Here is a 15,039-nt window from a genome sequence, read left to right as displayed (position 1 = left end):
CGAAAACATTAGGAGCGCTAATAATCTCGCCCATGCGAACTTTTGACACCGATGCCCTGGAATGCCTGGCTGCCATTGTGGAAGAGGGCGGCTTCGAGCGCGCCGCCGTGCGCCTGTCCATCACCCAGTCCGCCGTTTCCCAGCGTCTGCGCGCGCTGGAAGCCCAGGTGGGCACCGTGCTGCTGGTGCGCAGCCGCCCGGTCAAGGCCACCAGCGCCGGGCGCCTGCTTATCAAGCACGCGATGCAGATGCGCCTGCTGCGCGCCGACCTGGAGGGCGATCTCAAAGAGCTGGCCCCCAACACCGGTGCGGTGCGCGAGGACGAACGCATCTCGATTGCCGTGAACGCCGACAGCATTGCCACCTGGGCGCTCTCGGCGCTGGACCCGCTGGTACACGCTGGGCTGCCGCTGGAAATCATTACCGACGACCAGGACTTTACCCACGAATGGCTGCGTGAAGGCCAGGTGCTGGGCTGCGTGACCACGCTCAAGCAGGCGCTGCGCGGCTGCAAGGTGCTGCCGCTGGGGGCCATGCACTATGTGGCGGTGGTCAGCAAAGACTACGCGCAGGCCCATTGTCCGCAGGGGCTGACGCCGCATAACTTCCGCAGCATTCCGTTTGTGGCGTTCAACCGCAAGGACGATTTGCCCTCCGAATTCGTGGGTCGGGCGCTCAGCCTGCGCCGCGTTTCCGTGGGGCAGCGCTTTGTGCCCAGCTCTGAGGGCATGGTGCGCGCGGTGCTGGCCGGCTGGGGTGCCAGCGTGGTGCCAGAGCTGCTGGTGCGTGGCCTGATTGACAGCGGGCAACTGGTCAACCTGGTGCCCACGGTGACCCTGCCGGTGAACCTGTACTGGCACTGCTGGAACCTCAATTCCGAGGTGATAGACCGACTGACCAATGCGCTGTCGCAAGCGGCGGCCCGTCTGTTGGACAGCAAAAACTGAGCAGTCACAAATTGACCGACCTCTCCACGGTTTGACGGCCGTGAATAGAATGGGGCCATGAACACCGCTGCCCCCGTCAAAATTTCCTTCAAACAGCAAATGCTGCAGGCGCGGGAAGACGCCATCATCCGTGCAGTGAACCAGCTGCTGGCCGAAAAAGGCTTTGAGGCGATGACCGTGGACGAGGTGGCGGCCCAGGTAGGCATAGCCAAGGCCAGCCTGTACAAGCACTTTCCCAGCAAGGAGGACCTGGCCGCCGCGGCCATGGCCCACCTCATGGGGCAGGCCCAGGCCTTTTTGGACACCTTGGCCGAAGACCAGCCGCCTCTGGACAAACTGCGCGCCGTGGTGCGGTGGACCATGGGCCTGAAGCTCGGCGGCGAAATGCCTTCGTTACCCAGCCAGAACTCCACGCTGCGTGCCACCCTGATGGACAACCGCGCCTACATGGATGGCCTGATGGATGTGAGCGACCGGCTGGGTGCCTGGATCGAGGCGGCGCAGGCGCAAGGCGTGATCAACCCGAAATTGCCGGCTATTGCCGTGCTCTACACGCTGTACGCGCGGGCCTGTGACCCGGTGCTGGAGTTCCTCAAGATGAGTGAGCTGCACTCTGACGACGAAATCATCGAGCTGGTGCTGTCCACCTGCTTTGACGGTCTAAATGCCCGCTAGCCCCCGTAGATTCTGCGCAGGCAGCTCCTAAAACAATAGCGTTTAGCCTAGCGTTTCAAAACGCCATTCCACGCGCTGGCTCAGTGTCTGCCCGGTGCTGAGCACCTGCAGGCCCGGCTGGCCGTCCATATGGAACGCGTCGATCGGGTGGGTCACGGGCTCAAAACAGAAGTGGGGCCCTTGCGCTGGGCGGTACAGCAGGCAAAAGCCATCGTTTGCGCCACGGGCCAGCACGGCGGGGTCGCGCATGTGCAGGCGCAGGCCGTGTTCGGGCCAATCGATATGGGCCTGGCCGCTCCAGCCGGAGTAGGCGTTGTCGATCAGGCTGCCACGCACGTCCATGCCGGTGCGCGGGTCCCAGCTGGGGGGGAAATCAGTCGTGTGGGCCGTGGGCATGGGGTCGTTCCCACTGAGCCACACGCCTTGTACGGACGCCTGCAAGCGCGCACTTGGCGTGCGCAAAAACGCCGGGTGCTGGCCCAGGCCGTAAGGCAGGCTGTCCGGGCCCAGGTGGGTCACTTCCAGCAGTTGGTCCATGCCGTCCTCGCGCAGCACAAAGCGTTGCAGCGCACGGTAGTGGTGGGGGCTACCACCGAAGTGTGCGGACTCCAGCGCCATTTCCAGCGTATCCACGCCGCGTTGGCGGATCACCCAAGGCTGCAGCCAGCCATCTCCGTGGATGGGATAAGGCTCGCCCACGCGATTGGGGGCCATGGGGTGGGTGATGCCGTTGTGTGCAAAGCCACCGTGCCCAATGCGATTGGACCAGGGAACCAGGGGGAAGGATGCGGTGGTGTAAAGGTCATTGCTGGCCCCATCCCAGGGGCGCCACAGGTCCACCGCGCCCTGCTCTGCGGTGCGCTGCCAGGTGGCCACACTGCCGCCCAGGGTCGGTAGCAACCCCAAGCGCTGGTTGGCGTGTTGCAGCCAGTGGATGGTGTGGGAGGCAGGAGACATGGGTACTTTCAAGGGCGCGAACGCAGCGGTCGCGGGGTCCAAAACGTGCGGCATCCTACGGTGGTTTGGCCATAAACAAAAATCAAAAAATGGCTGTCTGACATATCGAATTAAATATGTATTGAGATGAAGATTTGTTGCGGCGAAATTCATCAAAAATTCAGATTTACTAGGGATTTCGCGGTACCTAGGGTTTTCCTGAATTTGAATATCAGTATGAGTAATACCTAAAACTCTATTGGTTCTGTGTATTTTTGATACGTATCATCCGCCTCACTTCTTGACGTAACTGGCAGCTTGAAATCGTTGTCTAAACCGAAGAGGGAGCGAGAGGCTGAACGCGGGCGGCCTCACTAACGCCCGATACCCGTTTTCATTGATAGAGAAAGAGGAGACACCCATGACAAACAATCGCCGTACCCTGATGGCCACCCTGTTGGCCGCATCCTTCGCCGTGGCTGCCCCCATGAGCGCATTCGCACAAAAGAAAATTGTGGTTGGTTTCAGCCAGATTGGTGCCGAGAGTGAGTGGCGTACCGCCAACACCAACTCCATGAAGACAGCGGCTGCCGCAGCCGGCATCGAGCTGAAGTTCTCGGACGCGCAGCAAAAGCAGGAAAACCAGATCAAGGCCCTGCGCTCGTTCATCGCCCAAAAGGTGGACGTGATTGCTTTGACGCCTGTCGTCGAATCCGGCTGGGACACCGTGCTGAAGGAAATCAAGGATGCCAAGATCCCCTTGATCCTGATGGACCGTTCGGTGGATTCCAAAGATACGTCCTTGTACGCAACCCATATCGGCTTTGACTTTGTCAAAGAAGGCGAAATGGCCGGTCAATGGCTGGTTGAAAAAGCCAAGACCATGAAGGGCGACATCAACGTCGTCGAACTGCAAGGTACCGTGGGTTCCGCGCCAGCGGTTGACCGCAAGAAGGGCTTCGAAGACGCCATCAAGGCCAACCCCAACATCAAGATCATCCGTTCTCAGACCGGTGACTTCACCCGTGCCAAGGGCAAGGAAGTCATGGAAGCCTTCCTGAAGGCCGAGGGCAAGAAGATCAATGTGCTCTACGCACACAACGATGACATGGCCATCGGTGCGATCCAGGCTATCGAAGAAGCCGGCCTCAAGCCCGCCAAGGACATTCTGGTGATTTCTGTGGACGGTGTGAAGGGCGCGTTTGAAGCCATGATCGCTGGCAAGCTCAACGTCACCGTGGAATGCAGCCCTCTGCTCGGACCCCTGGTGATGGCAACTGCCAAGGACCTCGCTGCTGGCAAGACCGTGGCTCGCCGCATCATCGGCAAGGACGGCGTGTACCCCATGGAAACTGCTGCCAAAGAGTTCCCAAGCCGCCAGTACTGATCCCCGTTTCGCTTTTCGGTCACTAAGGTTTGGCCCGCGGCTTTTGGCTGCGGGCCTTTTTTACAAAACACCATGACATACACACAACAGGCCCCGGCAGAGGCCACCCCGGTGTTGGAGCTCTCTGGCGTGGCCAAGCAGTTTGGCACCGTGCGGGCGCTTTCGGGCGTCAACCTGCGTCTCTTCGCAGGTGAAGTGCATGCCCTGATGGGGCAAAACGGGGCGGGCAAGTCCACCCTGATCAAAGTGCTGACCGGCGTCTACCCCGCTGACCATGGCGATATGCGCCTGGGCGGCAAGTCCATCCGTGCCACTTCCACGCTGCACGCCCAGCACCTGGGCATCAGCACTGTGTACCAAGAGGTCAACCTCTGCCCCAACCTCTCGGTGGCAGAGAATATTTTTGCCGGTCGCTATCCCCGCAAGGGGGCGGCAGGTTTGTGGTCCATCGACTGGGCCCGTATGCACCGCGAGGCCCAGGCCCTGCTGGCGCGCCTGAACCTGGACATTGACGTCACGCAGACGCTCTCCAGCTATTCGGTGGCTGTGCAGCAGATGGTGGCCATTGCCCGCGGTCTGAGCATCTCGGCCCAGGTGTTGATCCTGGACGAACCCACCTCCAGCCTGGACGATGAAGAGGTGGAGCGCCTGTATGGCGTGCTACGCCAGTTGCGCGACCAGGGCATGGCGATTCTGTTTGTGACCCACTTTCTGGACCAGGTCTACGCGCTGTGCGACCGCATCACCGTGCTGCGCAACGGCGAGCTGGTGGGCGAGTACCCCGCGGCCGAGCTGGGCCACAACGCGCTGATTGCTGCGATGGTGGGCCGCGAGTTGGCGGCTGTGGCACCTGCGGCGTCGGCTGCCGACGACACGGGCGAACCGGCACCCGAATGGCTGCAGACCCATGCGCTGAACCGCCGTGGCCACGTGAAGTCCATGAACCTGGGCATACGCCGGGGCGAGGTAGTAGGCATTGGAGGCCTGCTGGGCTCGGGTCGCACCGAGCTGGCGCGCCTGTTGTTTGGCCTGGACCGCAGCGATGCGGGCGAGATCAGCCTCGGTGGCAAGACCGTGCGCATGGATTCTCCCGCCACCGCCATCCAGCTGGGGCTGGGCCTGTGTCCGGAGGATCGCAAGGCCGAGGGCATCATTTCCGAATTGTCGGTGCGCGAGAACATTGCGCTGGCGCTACAAGCTCGCCAGGGGCTGTGGCCTGCCATCAGCCGAATCCAGCAAACCACCATGGCCGAGGGCTATGTGAAAGCGCTGGGCATCAAGACCGCCGATGTGGATACCCCCATCGGCCAGCTCTCCGGCGGCAACCAGCAAAAGGCGGTGCTGGCCCGTTGGCTGGCGACGCAGCCCAGTCTCCTGATATTGGACGAACCCACGCGCGGCATCGACATTGCCGCCAAACAAGAAATCATGAACGAGATACTGGCGTTGGCCAAACAAGGGATGGCCGTGTTGTTCATCTCCTCCGAGATGGACGAGGTGGTGCGTGTGTCTGACCGCATTGTGGTCATGCGCGACCGCGCCAAGGTGGGCGAGCTACCAGCGGGCAGCTCCGATGCGGCGGTCTACGCCATGATTGCGGGGCAAGCATGAGCACGCGCAAAGACCTTTCCCTGTGGAAGCGCGTGCAGGCGCACCACCTGCTTTGGCCGCTGGTCACCCTGGTGCTGATCCTGAGCGTCAACGCCAGCCTGAACCCCGGCTTCTGGATGTTGCAGTGGCGCGATGGCCACCTGTATGGCAGCGTGATCGACATCCTGAACCGTGCGGCCCCGCTGATGCTGGTGTCCCTGGGGATGACGCTGGTCATTGCTACGCGCGGCATCGATATCTCGGTGGGCGCGGTGGTTGCCATCAGCGCGGCGGTAGCGGCGCTGATGGTCGGCGGCAAGCTGGTCATCACCGATGGTGTGGCCCAGCACATCAGCCGATTCCCCATGTGGGTGGCGATTCTGTGTGCGCTGTTGACGGCCTTGGCCTGCGGCCTGTGGAACGGTGTGCTGGTGGCCAAAATTGGCCTGCAGCCCATCATTGCCACCTTGATCCTTATGGTGGCCGGACGTGGCGTAGCCCAACTGCTGACCGATGGACAAATCGTCACGGTCTACTATCCGCCGTACTTCTACATTGGCAGCGGCTATTTGTGGGGGCTACCGTTTGCGCTGTTTGTAGCCGGCTTTGTCTATGTCGTGATGCACATTGCCGTCACCCGCACGGCGCTGGGTTTGTTCATCCAAGCCATTGGCATCAACCCGGCAGCTGCCCGTGTGGCGGGTGTGCGTGAGCGCCTCATCAGCGTTTGTGTCTACGCGTTTTGTGGGCTCACTGCGGGTATCGCGGGGCTCATCATCAGTTCCAACGTCAAGAGCGCTGATGGCAACAACGCCGGCAACTTGTTGGAGCTGGACGCCATTCTGGCCGTGACGCTGGGCGGCACGCTGCTGACCGGGGGACGGTTCACCCTGGCAGGCAGCATGATTGGTGCGCTCATCATCCAGACGCTCACCTCCACCATCTATTCCATCGGTGTTCCGCCGGAAATCAATCTGGTGGTGAAGGCCGCCGTGGTGTTTGTGGTCATGCTCATGCAGTCTGCGGAGTTTCGCCGCGCTGTGCGCGGCTGGGTTGTACGTCCGAACGCAGGGAGCCACGCATGAAGCTGCAGAGCAAATTTGTCCCCCTGGCGGCCACCGTGTCGCTGTTCGCGGCCATGTCGGTGTTTGGCTCGGTGTCCTACAACGGGTTTTTCTCGGCCCAGGTGTTTTTGAACCTGCTGATTGACAACGCCTTTCTGGTCATCGTCGCCGTGGGCATGACCTTCGTGATCTTGTCTGGTGGCATTGACCTGTCCGTGGGTTCTGTCGTGGCGCTGAGCACCATCGTGCTGGCCAAACTGGTGGAGCACTTGCATTGGGACCTGAGGGCAGCCATTCCGCTGGTGCTGTGCATGGGCGCGCTGTTTGGTGCTTTCATGGGCTGGCTGATCCAGCGCTTCCGCCTGCAGCCCTTCATCGTCACGCTGGCGGGCATGTTTTTGGCGCGCGGCCTGTGCTACCTCATCAGCATCGACTCCATCAGCATCACCGACCCCGACTACACCGTTCTGGCCCAGACGCGTATCCATTTGTGGCCCGAGGGGCCCATGGTCTCCATCAGTGCCCTCCTGGCGCTGGCCGTGCTGGCGGTGGCCGTGTTTGTGGCCCACCGCACGCAGTTTGGCCGTACGGTGTATGCCATCGGTGGGTCGGAGCATTCCGCGGTGCTCATGGGGCTGCCGGTGGCGCGTACCAACGTGGCGGTCTACGCGCTGAGCGGCTTCTGCGCCGCACTGGGCGGTGTTGTGTTCACCTTCTACATGCTGTCGGGCTACGGACTGCATGCCGTGGGGTTGGAACTTGATGCCATCGCGGCCGTGGTCATTGGCGGCACCCTGCTCAGCGGCGGTGTGGGCTACGTGGTGGGAACACTGTTTGGCGTACTTACCCTGGGTGTCATCCAGACGTTGATCATGTTCGACGGCTCGCTGAGCTCCTGGTGGACGCGCATCGTGATTGGCGCGCTGTTATTCGTGTTCTGCGTGTTGCAGCGGGTTTTTGAAACCGGAAGGAAATAGCCATGCGCTTGCCGTCGCCACTGCTCTGGTTTCTGCGTTTGCCACTGGGCGCCAAGATTGCACTTCCCCCGGCATTCGCCACCATCTGTCTGTTGGTGATCTCGGGCATTGCGTGGTTTGCCAACAGCGGGCTGTCGCGCGAGCTGCACCAGGTGGCCGACAAGGGCATGGTCAACATTGACCAGGCGCACCACTACGAGTCGGCCTTGCAGGAGTTGCAGCTGGGTGCGACGCAAGTGGTGGCTGCGTTGGCCCTGCAACGCGATGCGGCCATCGTGGATTCCATGAAGACCCGTTTGGGCGGCAAGTTGGCGGAGTTTGAGAAAGCCATTGCCTCGGCGGTCCAGGCCGTGGGCACGCCCGCACCGGACTCCGAAAACAGCGAACTGGCCGATGACCTGCAGGCCATCACCGAGGCGGTGGCGGCCTACCACGCGAGCTACGACAAGGTCTTTGCGGTACCTGCCGGTGACGCCAATGCCGCCGGCAATGCGCTGACCATGCTCAATGACGCGCACCGTGTGGCGGCCGACAAGATCGCGATTCTGTTGAGCCGCGAGGCCAATGCTGCCCAACAGTCACTGGACAAGGGCGACGCCCTGGCCACGCTGAACATGCGCCTGATTGTGGGCTGTGTAGTTTTGTCGGTACTACTGTCGACCCTCATCAGCTGGGCCAGCAGCCGCTACCTGACGCGTCTGCTGCGCCAGGGCGGTGCCATTGCGGCCGCGCTGGAGCGTGGCGACCTGACGCTGCGTGCCGACGTGGAGCCGCACGACGTGGCGGGTCACACGGTGCGTGCGCTGTCCGATGTGTCCACCAACCTCAGCCACCTGGTGACCCAGGTGCGCGACGCGGCCATGCAGGTGGAGATGGCCTCGCGCGAGATTGAGGCCGGCAACCACGACCTGTCGCACCGCACCGAGCAGCAGGCTGGCATCCTGCAGGAAACCGCTACGTCCATGAAGGAACTCAGCGCCGCCGTCACGCGCAACGCGGGCAACGCCCACCAGGCCAACCAGCTCGCCATGACCGCCTCCAATGTGGCCAGCCAGGGCGGCGAGGTGGTGGGGCAGGTGGTGCAAACCATGAAGGGTATCAACGAGTCGTCCCGCAAGATCAGCGACATCATTGGCGTGATCGATGGCATCGCCTTCCAGACCAACATCCTGGCACTGAACGCAGCGGTGGAAGCCGCGCGCGCTGGCGAGCAGGGCCGCGGCTTTGCCGTGGTGGCCTCCGAGGTACGCAGCCTGGCTGGGCGCAGCGCCGATGCCGCAAAGGAAATCAAACAGCTCATTGGCACCAGCGTGGAGCGCGTGGAGCAGGGTACGGCGCTGGTAGACCGCGCCGGCGCCACCATGACCGAGGTGGTGCAGGCGATTCGCCGTGCCACTGAAATCATGGGCGAGATCAGTGCTGCTAGCTCCGAGCAGAGCCACGGCGTGCAGCAAGTGGATGCCGCCGTCGCCCAAATGGACCAGACCACGCAGCAGAACGCGGCACTGGTGGAGCAAATGGCCGCGGCCGCCAGCAGCCTCAAGGCCCAGGCCACCGGCATGGTGCAGACCGTGGCGGTTTTCAAGCTGGACGCTGCAGGGCAAGGGAAAGCTGGGCAAAATAAGCCTCTGGCCCTCGCAAAATCTGCATAGGCCGCTCCTGAAACCATAGCAATCCACAGCAAGGCATCTGCATGCAATACCGTCCCCTTGGCCGCACCGGCTGGAACATTTCAACCGTCAGCTTCGGCGCCTGGGCCATTGGCGGCACCTGGGGCGCGGTAGACGACAACGACTCCATGGCCGCGCTGCACCGCGCGTTGGACCTGGGAGTCAACTTCTTTGACACCGCCGATGTCTACGGCGACGGCCGCAGCGAACGCCTGCTGGCCCGCCTGCGCAAGGAGCGCAGCGAACCCTTCTATGTGGCTAGCAAGGCCGGCCGCCGGCTGGACCCGCATGTGGCCGCCGGCTTCACGCGTGCCAACCTCACCGCCTTTGTGGAGCGCAGCCTCACGAACCTCAACACCGAGGCCATCGACCTGCTGCAACTGCACTGCCCACCCACCGAGGTGTTCTACATGCCCGAAGTGTTTGGTGTGCTGGACGACTTGGTGAAAGCCGGCAAGCTGCGCCACTACGGCGTGAGCGTTGAAAAGGTGGAGGAAGCCCTGAAGGCCATCGAGTACCCCGGCGTGCAAAGCGTGCAGATCATCTACAACCTGTTTCGCCAGCGCCCGGCCGAGCTGCTGTTTGCGCAGACGCAAAAGCGCGGCGTGGGCATCCTGGCGCGCCTGCCGCTGTCCAGCGGCTTGCTCAGCGGCAAGATGAGTGCACAGAGCACCTTTGGCGCCGACGACCACCGCGGCTTCAACCGCGAGGGCGCTGCCTTTGACAAGGGCGAGACGTTTTCGGGGCTGGACTTCAACGTCGGCCTGCAAGCCGTGGAGGCCATGCGCCCGCTGGTGCCTGCGGGTATGAGCATGGCGCAGATGGCGCTGCGCTGGATCCAGATGCACCCGGCCGTGACCTGCACCATCCCCGGCGGCAAGAACCCGGCACAGGTGGCTGACAACGTGGCGGCGGCGGACTTGCCCGCCCTTAGCGACACCACCATGCAGGCCCTGGCCGACATTTACACCCGCTACGCCAAACCCCTGGTGCACCAGCGCTGGTAGCTCGCCATGCAACCTCCGCACGAAACCATCGGGTTTATCGGGCTGGGCCTCATGGGCCATGGCATGGCCAAAAACATCGTGGACAAGGGCTATGCCCTGACGGTGTGCGCGCGCAAGCCCTCGGCAGCGCTGGGCGATTTGCTGCAACGCGGGGCGGCGCGGGTGGAAACGCCCCAGGCCGTCGCCGAGCGCGCCACCGTTGTGTTGTTGTGTGTGACCGGCTCGCCCGATGTGGAGGCCATCGTGCGGGGCCCTCAGGGGTTAATGAAGGGCTTGCGCCCAGGCTCTGTGGTGGTGGATTGCTCCACGTCCGATCCCACCTCCACGGTGGTGCTGGCCGCCGAGCTGGCCGCCATGGGCGTGACACTGGTGGATGCACCCCTGAGCCGCACGCCCAAAGAAGCCTGGGAGGGCACCCTGGACACCATGGTGGGCGCCGATGCGGCCACCATGGAACGCATTCGCCCCATCCTGGCGACCTGGGCCGCGCGTATTGTCCATATCGGAGGGCCTGGCGACGGGCACCGCATGAAGCTGATCAACAACTTCATCTCGCTCGGGTATGCGGCTTTGTACTCGGAGGCGCTGACGCTGGCGCAGTCGGTGGGTATTGGCCCGCAGCGCGTGGACGCGGTGCTGCGCAACGGCCGCATGGACTGTGGCTTCTACCAGACCTTCATGGGCTATACGCTCGAAGGCAATCGGGATGCCCACAAGTTCACGCTGAAAAACGCGTTCAAGGATTTGCGTTACCTGGAGTCCATGGCCGATGCCGCAGGCATTTCCAATAGCCTGGGCAATGCCGTGAAGAATTCGTTTGCCATGGCACTGGCCACAGGTGGTGCGGAGGCTTACATCCCCATGCTGCCAGAGTATGTGGCGCGGCTCAGCGGTGTGGATCTGGCCCCGGATGCTCCGAGTTCCGATGCACCCTGAGACGCCTTAGCGCACCAGCAACACGGGCACCTTGCAGTGCGCCAGCACGTGGGTGGTGACAGAACCCATCACCAGGCCGCTCAGGGCGCCATGGCCGTGGGTGCCCATGACCAGCAAATCAAACTTGCCGCTCTCGGCGGTCTTGGCAATCAGCGTACCTGCGTGGCCCGCCTTCCAGCTGGTTTTTGCGTCAATGCCATGGCGCAACAAGAATTTGGCAACTGGTGCGAGTACCTTTTCACTTTCTTCGGCGTAGTAGCTCTCCACCACGTCTTTGCCCACCATGCTGCGGGCGCGCGCTGGCAGGGCGGCCGCAGCGGTGAACACGGTGTAGTCGTGTTCCGCGGAGAGCAGGGCTTCGTGCGTGGCCAGATAGGCCAGCATTTTTTTGCTGTAGGTGCTGCCGTCAACTGCCAATAGAATTTTCATGCGTCCGCTCCTCGGGTTGAAAAGCCCAGTCTAGGCGGCACGCGGCCAGACGTTCTGCGCCATGTCAAACACCATAAAAAAAGAGGGGGAAGGCCATGCGCCATTCAGGAGAGATTTCACGTCGTCACATCGTGTGGGCCCTGGGCGCCGCGTCCCTGCCATGGACCAGACCCGTAAAGGCCGCCAGCGCCCCGCCCCTCATGCTGGCCAAGTCCTACGAGGGTCGCAGCGACCCCACCGGTTTCTGGGTTAGCGAGAAATACGATGGTGTACGCGGCTACTGGGATGGCCAGCGCCTGCTCACGCGCGCCGGTAATACGATTGCGGCACCCGCGTGGTTCACCCGCGGTTGGCCAGCCACGGCCATGGAGGGCGAACTGTGGGCCGGGCGCGGTCAGTTCAGCCAGGCCGTGTCCACCGTGCGTCAGCAGACGCCCGACGACGCGGCCTGGCGCGCTCTGCGCTTCATGGTGTTCGATCTGCCGGCGGAGGTCGGCACTTTCAATGAACGCCTGCCGTTGCTGCAGGCGCGTGTGGCGCAGCTGGACCAGGCCTGGGTGGTGGCCGTAGAGCAGATCCCGGCCACCACCCAACAGGCCCTGCGGGCACGCCTGAGCGAAACCGTGCGTACTGGCGGCGAAGGGCTAATGCTGCACCGTGGCAGCGCCCACTATGTAGCCCGGCGCAGTGATGACTTGCGCAAATTCAAACCTTTCGATGACGCCGAAGCACGCGTGGTCGCCCATGTGGCGGGCACGGGTAAACATGCGGGACGCCTGGGGGCGCTGTGGCTGGAGCAGCCGGCCGGTGAAGGCCAGCCCGCGCTGCGGTTCAAACTCGGTACTGGCTTTAGCGACGCCGAGCGCCAGACCCCGCCGCCCGTGGGCAGCTGGGTGACGTACCGCTACCGCGGTGTGACGGACAAAGGTGTGCCGCGCTTTGCGAGCTTTCTGCGCACGGCGGCAGATCCAGGCTTGTGAATCTAATTTGCTCCTTATTTGGGAGCAATCAGTGCAATAACGACGGGGGCTAGGGGCTGATTTCGATCAAGAGGTCGGGCTGGTAGCCCTCTTGCTCGTTCTTGCGCGCATAGCCCAGCGGGTTGGCTACCACGCGGCAGCCGCCCACGCGGTAGTCGCTGGGCGCGTGCAGGTGGCCGTGCAGCCAGAGCTGGGCCTGCGGCAGCAAGTCGTCCAGCGCGTTGCAAAAGCCGGCGGTGCCCGGCACCAGGCCGTAGCGCGGGTCGGCGCTCAGCAGACTGGGCGCAAAGTGGGTGATAACCACCGTGGGGCCGTCAAATGGCGTGGCCAGCGCCGCGCGCAGCCAGGCTTGGCATTGCAGCGCCTGCACGCGCAGGCCCTCGGCCAGCCAGGGCTCGCCATGGCGTGTGCTCAGGGTCTTCTTCAAGTAGTAGTTGGCGGCGCGGTAGGCCTTGTCGCGCGCCTTGAGTTGCTGCGCCTCGGGGGCGTTCACAGCCAGCGCGTCAAAGTCGGTCCACAGCGTGGTGCCCAGCAGGCGCACGCCGTGCATCACTAGCGTTTCGCGCTCCAGCCAGTGCATGCCCAGCCGCGCGCAGGTGGCGCGCAGGCGGGCGTGGGCCTCGTCGAAATCAAAGCCGTCGTACTCGTGGTTACCGGGCACAAACACCACGGGCGTGGGCCAGCCCTGTAGCGGCGAAAAACGACCCAGGCCAAAGTCGTCGTCCGTCAATTGCGAGCCAGTCTGGTACGAGCCCACATCGCCGGCCAGCACCAGCAGGTCAGCGCCGGGCAGGGGCTGGGCTTGCCAGTGCGGGTTGCCTTCCAGGTGCAGGTCTGACAGCAGCTGGATCTTCATGCGGAGAACAGGCGGTCGCCTAGCAAGGCAATCTGCTGGCGCAGCCAGACGTGCGGGGCTGCCGCGTCCAGCCGCTGGTGCCACAGCGCATCCACCTGAATCGGCGGCACGGTGAAGGGCAGCTCGCGGATTACCAGCTGGTCGGCATAGCCGGTCATGGCCACAAAGTGGCGCGGCAACACGGTCAGCAGGTCGGAGTGCACCACCACGCGGCCCGCGGTGAAAAACTGGTTCACCGTGAGCACCACGCGGCGCGTGCGCTTGAGGTGGGTCAGCGATTCGTCGATGAAACCAAACGCCCGTCCCGAAAAGCTCACCAGCATGTGGCTGGCGTCGCAGAAGCGGTCCAGCGTGAACTTGCCCTTCGTCAGGGGGTGGTCCTTGCGCATCACGCACACGTAATCACCCACAAACAGCCGGTGGTGGTGGAAGGTCTCGGCCGCGCCGGCTTGGGCACGGGCCGTGAGGTCGGTGATGACGGCGGGAAAGTGGCCAATGGCCAGGTCGGCCGCGCCTTCGTCGAGCACGCGGCGCGGGTCGCGCGTGGTCAGCGGCACCACGCGCAGCGAGACACCGGGTGCCTTGCGCGCCAGCACTGCCACCAGGTCCGGCAGCAGCTCGGCGGCGGTGGCGTCGGCCATGGTCAGCACAAAGGTGCTGTCGGCGGTGGCTGGCTCAAACACCGCTGGCGCCAGCGAGGTCTGTAGCTTCTGCAGGGTCTCGCGCACGGCGGGCCAGAGTTCCTGCCCACGCGGCGTGGGCTCCAGCGCGCGGCCCTTGCGTACCAGCAGTTCGTCGCCCAAGGCATCGCGCAGGCGGCGCAGGGCGTTGCTCACGGCGGGCTGGGTCAGGGCCAGTTGCTCGGCCGCCTTGGTCAGGCTGCGTTCGGCCATCACGGTGTCAAACACCTTGAGCAGGTTCAGGTCAAAGGTGCGCAGGTTGAGCGGCGGGGCAGGCATGACCAATCATAACTTTGGTGAATAGTAAACATCACTAACCAAAAGTTGAATCGCATGAGGGAAAACCCTATGATTCACCCAGTTCAAAGATTTAACCCAGTGAGCATCAACCTTTTCAAGGAGTTGACCATGACACAAGTACTCTCTTCTACCTATTTTGCTTCCGCGCCCGTAGCGCAGTCTGCCTCCGTTCGCACATCCGGTAAGACCGAAGGCTCCCGCACCCTGGCTGGCATGCTGCTGGCGGCTGTGCTGGCTGCCCTGTTGGTAGTGGCTGACCAAGTGATCGACACTTGGGCCGACGGCCACTTGCTGGCCGGTTGGGTGGCCCTGTGGACCGTGGCATTTGCCGCGCTGGCCTTGCTGGCTCCCCCCCTGCGCAAGATCTCTTCGGCCGCTTCGGCGCTCATCATGCGCTGGGTGCGTGCTTCGCAAGAGCGCGCCATGGAAGAAAAAATGTGGGAATACGCCCACCGCGATCCCCGCATCATGGCTGAGTTGCAACACGCAGTGATGCGCAGCCGTAGCGACGCTTAAGCTTTCGCTCTTTCACCGCACGCCATCCTGGGTAGCGTGCACAAAAAAGCCACCGGTTCGGTGGCTTTTTTGCTTTTCAGGGCTCGGCC

The 15,039-nt window shown here is 63.2% G+C and carries 15 protein-coding genes; 11 read left to right on the top strand and 4 right to left on the bottom strand.

Annotation, left to right across the window (positions count from 1 at the left end):
* Nucleotides 1–32 precede the first annotated feature (32 nt).
* Both AC07OE_RS13420 and AC07OE_RS13415 read left to right on the top strand, forming a co-directional pair.
* Nucleotides 33–947: a LysR family transcriptional regulator ArgP gene (locus AC07OE_RS13420; RefSeq protein WP_495071067.1), complete on the top strand. Its 915-nt coding sequence runs from the start codon at nt 33–35 to the stop codon at nt 945–947.
* A 57-nt stretch (nt 948–1,004) separates the two neighbouring features.
* A complete protein-coding gene (locus AC07OE_RS13415) occupies nt 1,005–1,622 on the top strand; it encodes a TetR/AcrR family transcriptional regulator (protein WP_495071066.1) in 618 nt (205 codons plus the stop codon).
* A 42-nt stretch (nt 1,623–1,664) separates the two neighbouring features.
* Here AC07OE_RS13415 and AC07OE_RS13410 read toward each other — a convergent pair whose 3' ends face one another.
* The gene (locus AC07OE_RS13410; RefSeq protein WP_495071065.1) at nt 1,665–2,579 is read right to left on the bottom strand and encodes an aldose 1-epimerase; all 915 of its coding nucleotides are present in this window, start codon (nt 2,577–2,579) and stop codon (nt 1,665–1,667) included.
* Between the two features lie 400 nt (nt 2,580–2,979).
* On the opposite strand from AC07OE_RS13410, the gene AC07OE_RS13405 reads away from it, so the two are divergent.
* From AC07OE_RS13405 to AC07OE_RS13375, 7 genes are all read left to right on the top strand, one after another.
* Nucleotides 2,980–3,945 carry an ABC transporter substrate-binding protein gene (locus AC07OE_RS13405; RefSeq protein ID WP_495071064.1) on the top strand — a complete coding sequence of 322 codons (966 nt, stop codon included), beginning with the start codon at nt 2,980–2,982 and terminating at the stop codon, nt 3,943–3,945.
* A 72-nt stretch (nt 3,946–4,017) separates the two neighbouring features.
* Nucleotides 4,018–5,556 (top strand): sugar ABC transporter ATP-binding protein, encoded by a 1,539-nt coding sequence (locus tag AC07OE_RS13400; RefSeq protein ID WP_495071063.1) that lies wholly within the window; start codon nt 4,018–4,020, stop codon nt 5,554–5,556.
* Nucleotides 5,553–6,620: an ABC transporter permease gene (locus tag AC07OE_RS13395; RefSeq protein ID WP_495071062.1), complete on the top strand. Its 1,068-nt coding sequence runs from the start codon at nt 5,553–5,555 to the stop codon at nt 6,618–6,620. The genes AC07OE_RS13400 and AC07OE_RS13395 overlap by 4 nt, the downstream gene beginning before the upstream one ends.
* Nucleotides 6,617–7,576: a galactofuranose ABC transporter, permease protein YjfF gene (yjfF, locus tag AC07OE_RS13390; protein ID WP_495071061.1), complete on the top strand. Its 960-nt coding sequence runs from the start codon at nt 6,617–6,619 to the stop codon at nt 7,574–7,576. The genes AC07OE_RS13395 and yjfF overlap by 4 nt, the downstream gene beginning before the upstream one ends.
* A gap of 2 nt (nt 7,577–7,578) precedes the next feature.
* Nucleotides 7,579–9,228 (top strand): methyl-accepting chemotaxis protein, encoded by a 1,650-nt coding sequence (locus AC07OE_RS13385; protein ID WP_495071060.1) that lies wholly within the window; start codon nt 7,579–7,581, stop codon nt 9,226–9,228.
* Between the two features lie 41 nt (nt 9,229–9,269).
* On the top strand, nt 9,270–10,253 hold the full coding sequence (locus AC07OE_RS13380; protein ID WP_495071059.1) for an aldo/keto reductase: 984 nt from the start codon (nt 9,270–9,272) through the stop codon (nt 10,251–10,253).
* A gap of 6 nt (nt 10,254–10,259) precedes the next feature.
* On the top strand, nt 10,260–11,189 hold the full coding sequence (locus tag AC07OE_RS13375) for an NAD(P)-dependent oxidoreductase (protein ID WP_495071058.1): 930 nt from the start codon (nt 10,260–10,262) through the stop codon (nt 11,187–11,189).
* 6 nt (nt 11,190–11,195) lie between these two features.
* On the opposite strand, the gene AC07OE_RS13370 is transcribed toward AC07OE_RS13375, so the two are convergent.
* Nucleotides 11,196–11,618 (bottom strand): universal stress protein, encoded by a 423-nt coding sequence (locus AC07OE_RS13370; RefSeq protein ID WP_495071057.1) that lies wholly within the window; start codon nt 11,616–11,618, stop codon nt 11,196–11,198.
* A 95-nt stretch (nt 11,619–11,713) separates the two neighbouring features.
* Here AC07OE_RS13370 and AC07OE_RS13365 point away from each other — a divergent pair, with 95 nt between their 5' ends.
* A complete protein-coding gene (locus AC07OE_RS13365; protein WP_495071056.1) occupies nt 11,714–12,598 on the top strand; it encodes a DNA ligase in 885 nt (294 codons plus the stop codon).
* A gap of 49 nt (nt 12,599–12,647) precedes the next feature.
* Here AC07OE_RS13365 and AC07OE_RS13360 read toward each other — a convergent pair whose 3' ends face one another.
* Nucleotides 12,648–13,454, bottom strand: coding sequence for a metallophosphoesterase (locus AC07OE_RS13360; protein ID WP_495071055.1), 807 nt, complete (start codon nt 13,452–13,454; stop codon nt 12,648–12,650).
* The gene (locus AC07OE_RS13355; RefSeq protein WP_495071054.1) at nt 13,451–14,413 is read right to left on the bottom strand and encodes a LysR family transcriptional regulator; all 963 of its coding nucleotides are present in this window, start codon (nt 14,411–14,413) and stop codon (nt 13,451–13,453) included. The genes AC07OE_RS13360 and AC07OE_RS13355 overlap by 4 nt, the downstream gene beginning before the upstream one ends.
* Before the next feature lie 129 nt (nt 14,414–14,542).
* Here AC07OE_RS13355 and AC07OE_RS13350 point away from each other — a divergent pair, with 129 nt between their 5' ends.
* The gene (locus AC07OE_RS13350; protein ID WP_495071053.1) at nt 14,543–14,950 is read left to right on the top strand and encodes a hypothetical protein; all 408 of its coding nucleotides are present in this window, start codon (nt 14,543–14,545) and stop codon (nt 14,948–14,950) included.
* The last annotated feature ends 89 nt before the right edge of the window (nt 14,951–15,039 follow it).

Source organism: Rhodoferax sp. GW821-FHT09E07 (assembly GCF_059416145.1).
This window is presented reverse-complemented; position numbering and strand designations above follow the sequence as displayed.

Bases quoted from the DNA above. Each gene is read 5' to 3' on its own strand.
- AC07OE_RS13420 (WP_495071067.1), top strand. From the start codon at position 33: ATGCGAACTTTTGACACCGATGCCCTGGAATGCCTGGCTGCCATTGTG.
- AC07OE_RS13415 (WP_495071066.1), top strand. From the start codon at position 1,005: ATGAACACCGCTGCCCCCGTCAAAATTTCCTTCAAACAGCAAATGCTG.
- AC07OE_RS13410 (WP_495071065.1), bottom strand. From the start codon at position 2,579: ATGTCTCCTGCCTCCCACACCATCCACTGGCTGCAACACGCCAACCAG.
- AC07OE_RS13405 (WP_495071064.1), top strand. From the start codon at position 2,980: ATGACAAACAATCGCCGTACCCTGATGGCCACCCTGTTGGCCGCATCC.
- AC07OE_RS13400 (WP_495071063.1), top strand. From the start codon at position 4,018: ATGACATACACACAACAGGCCCCGGCAGAGGCCACCCCGGTGTTGGAG.
- AC07OE_RS13395 (WP_495071062.1), top strand. From the start codon at position 5,553: ATGAGCACGCGCAAAGACCTTTCCCTGTGGAAGCGCGTGCAGGCGCAC.
- yjfF (WP_495071061.1), top strand. From the start codon at position 6,617: ATGAAGCTGCAGAGCAAATTTGTCCCCCTGGCGGCCACCGTGTCGCTG.
- AC07OE_RS13385 (WP_495071060.1), top strand. From the start codon at position 7,579: ATGCGCTTGCCGTCGCCACTGCTCTGGTTTCTGCGTTTGCCACTGGGC.
- AC07OE_RS13380 (WP_495071059.1), top strand. From the start codon at position 9,270: ATGCAATACCGTCCCCTTGGCCGCACCGGCTGGAACATTTCAACCGTC.
- AC07OE_RS13375 (WP_495071058.1), top strand. From the start codon at position 10,260: ATGCAACCTCCGCACGAAACCATCGGGTTTATCGGGCTGGGCCTCATG.
- AC07OE_RS13370 (WP_495071057.1), bottom strand. From the start codon at position 11,618: ATGAAAATTCTATTGGCAGTTGACGGCAGCACCTACAGCAAAAAAATG.
- AC07OE_RS13365 (WP_495071056.1), top strand. From the start codon at position 11,714: ATGCGCCATTCAGGAGAGATTTCACGTCGTCACATCGTGTGGGCCCTG.
- AC07OE_RS13360 (WP_495071055.1), bottom strand. From the start codon at position 13,454: ATGAAGATCCAGCTGCTGTCAGACCTGCACCTGGAAGGCAACCCGCAC.
- AC07OE_RS13355 (WP_495071054.1), bottom strand. From the start codon at position 14,413: ATGCCTGCCCCGCCGCTCAACCTGCGCACCTTTGACCTGAACCTGCTC.
- AC07OE_RS13350 (WP_495071053.1), top strand. From the start codon at position 14,543: ATGACACAAGTACTCTCTTCTACCTATTTTGCTTCCGCGCCCGTAGCG.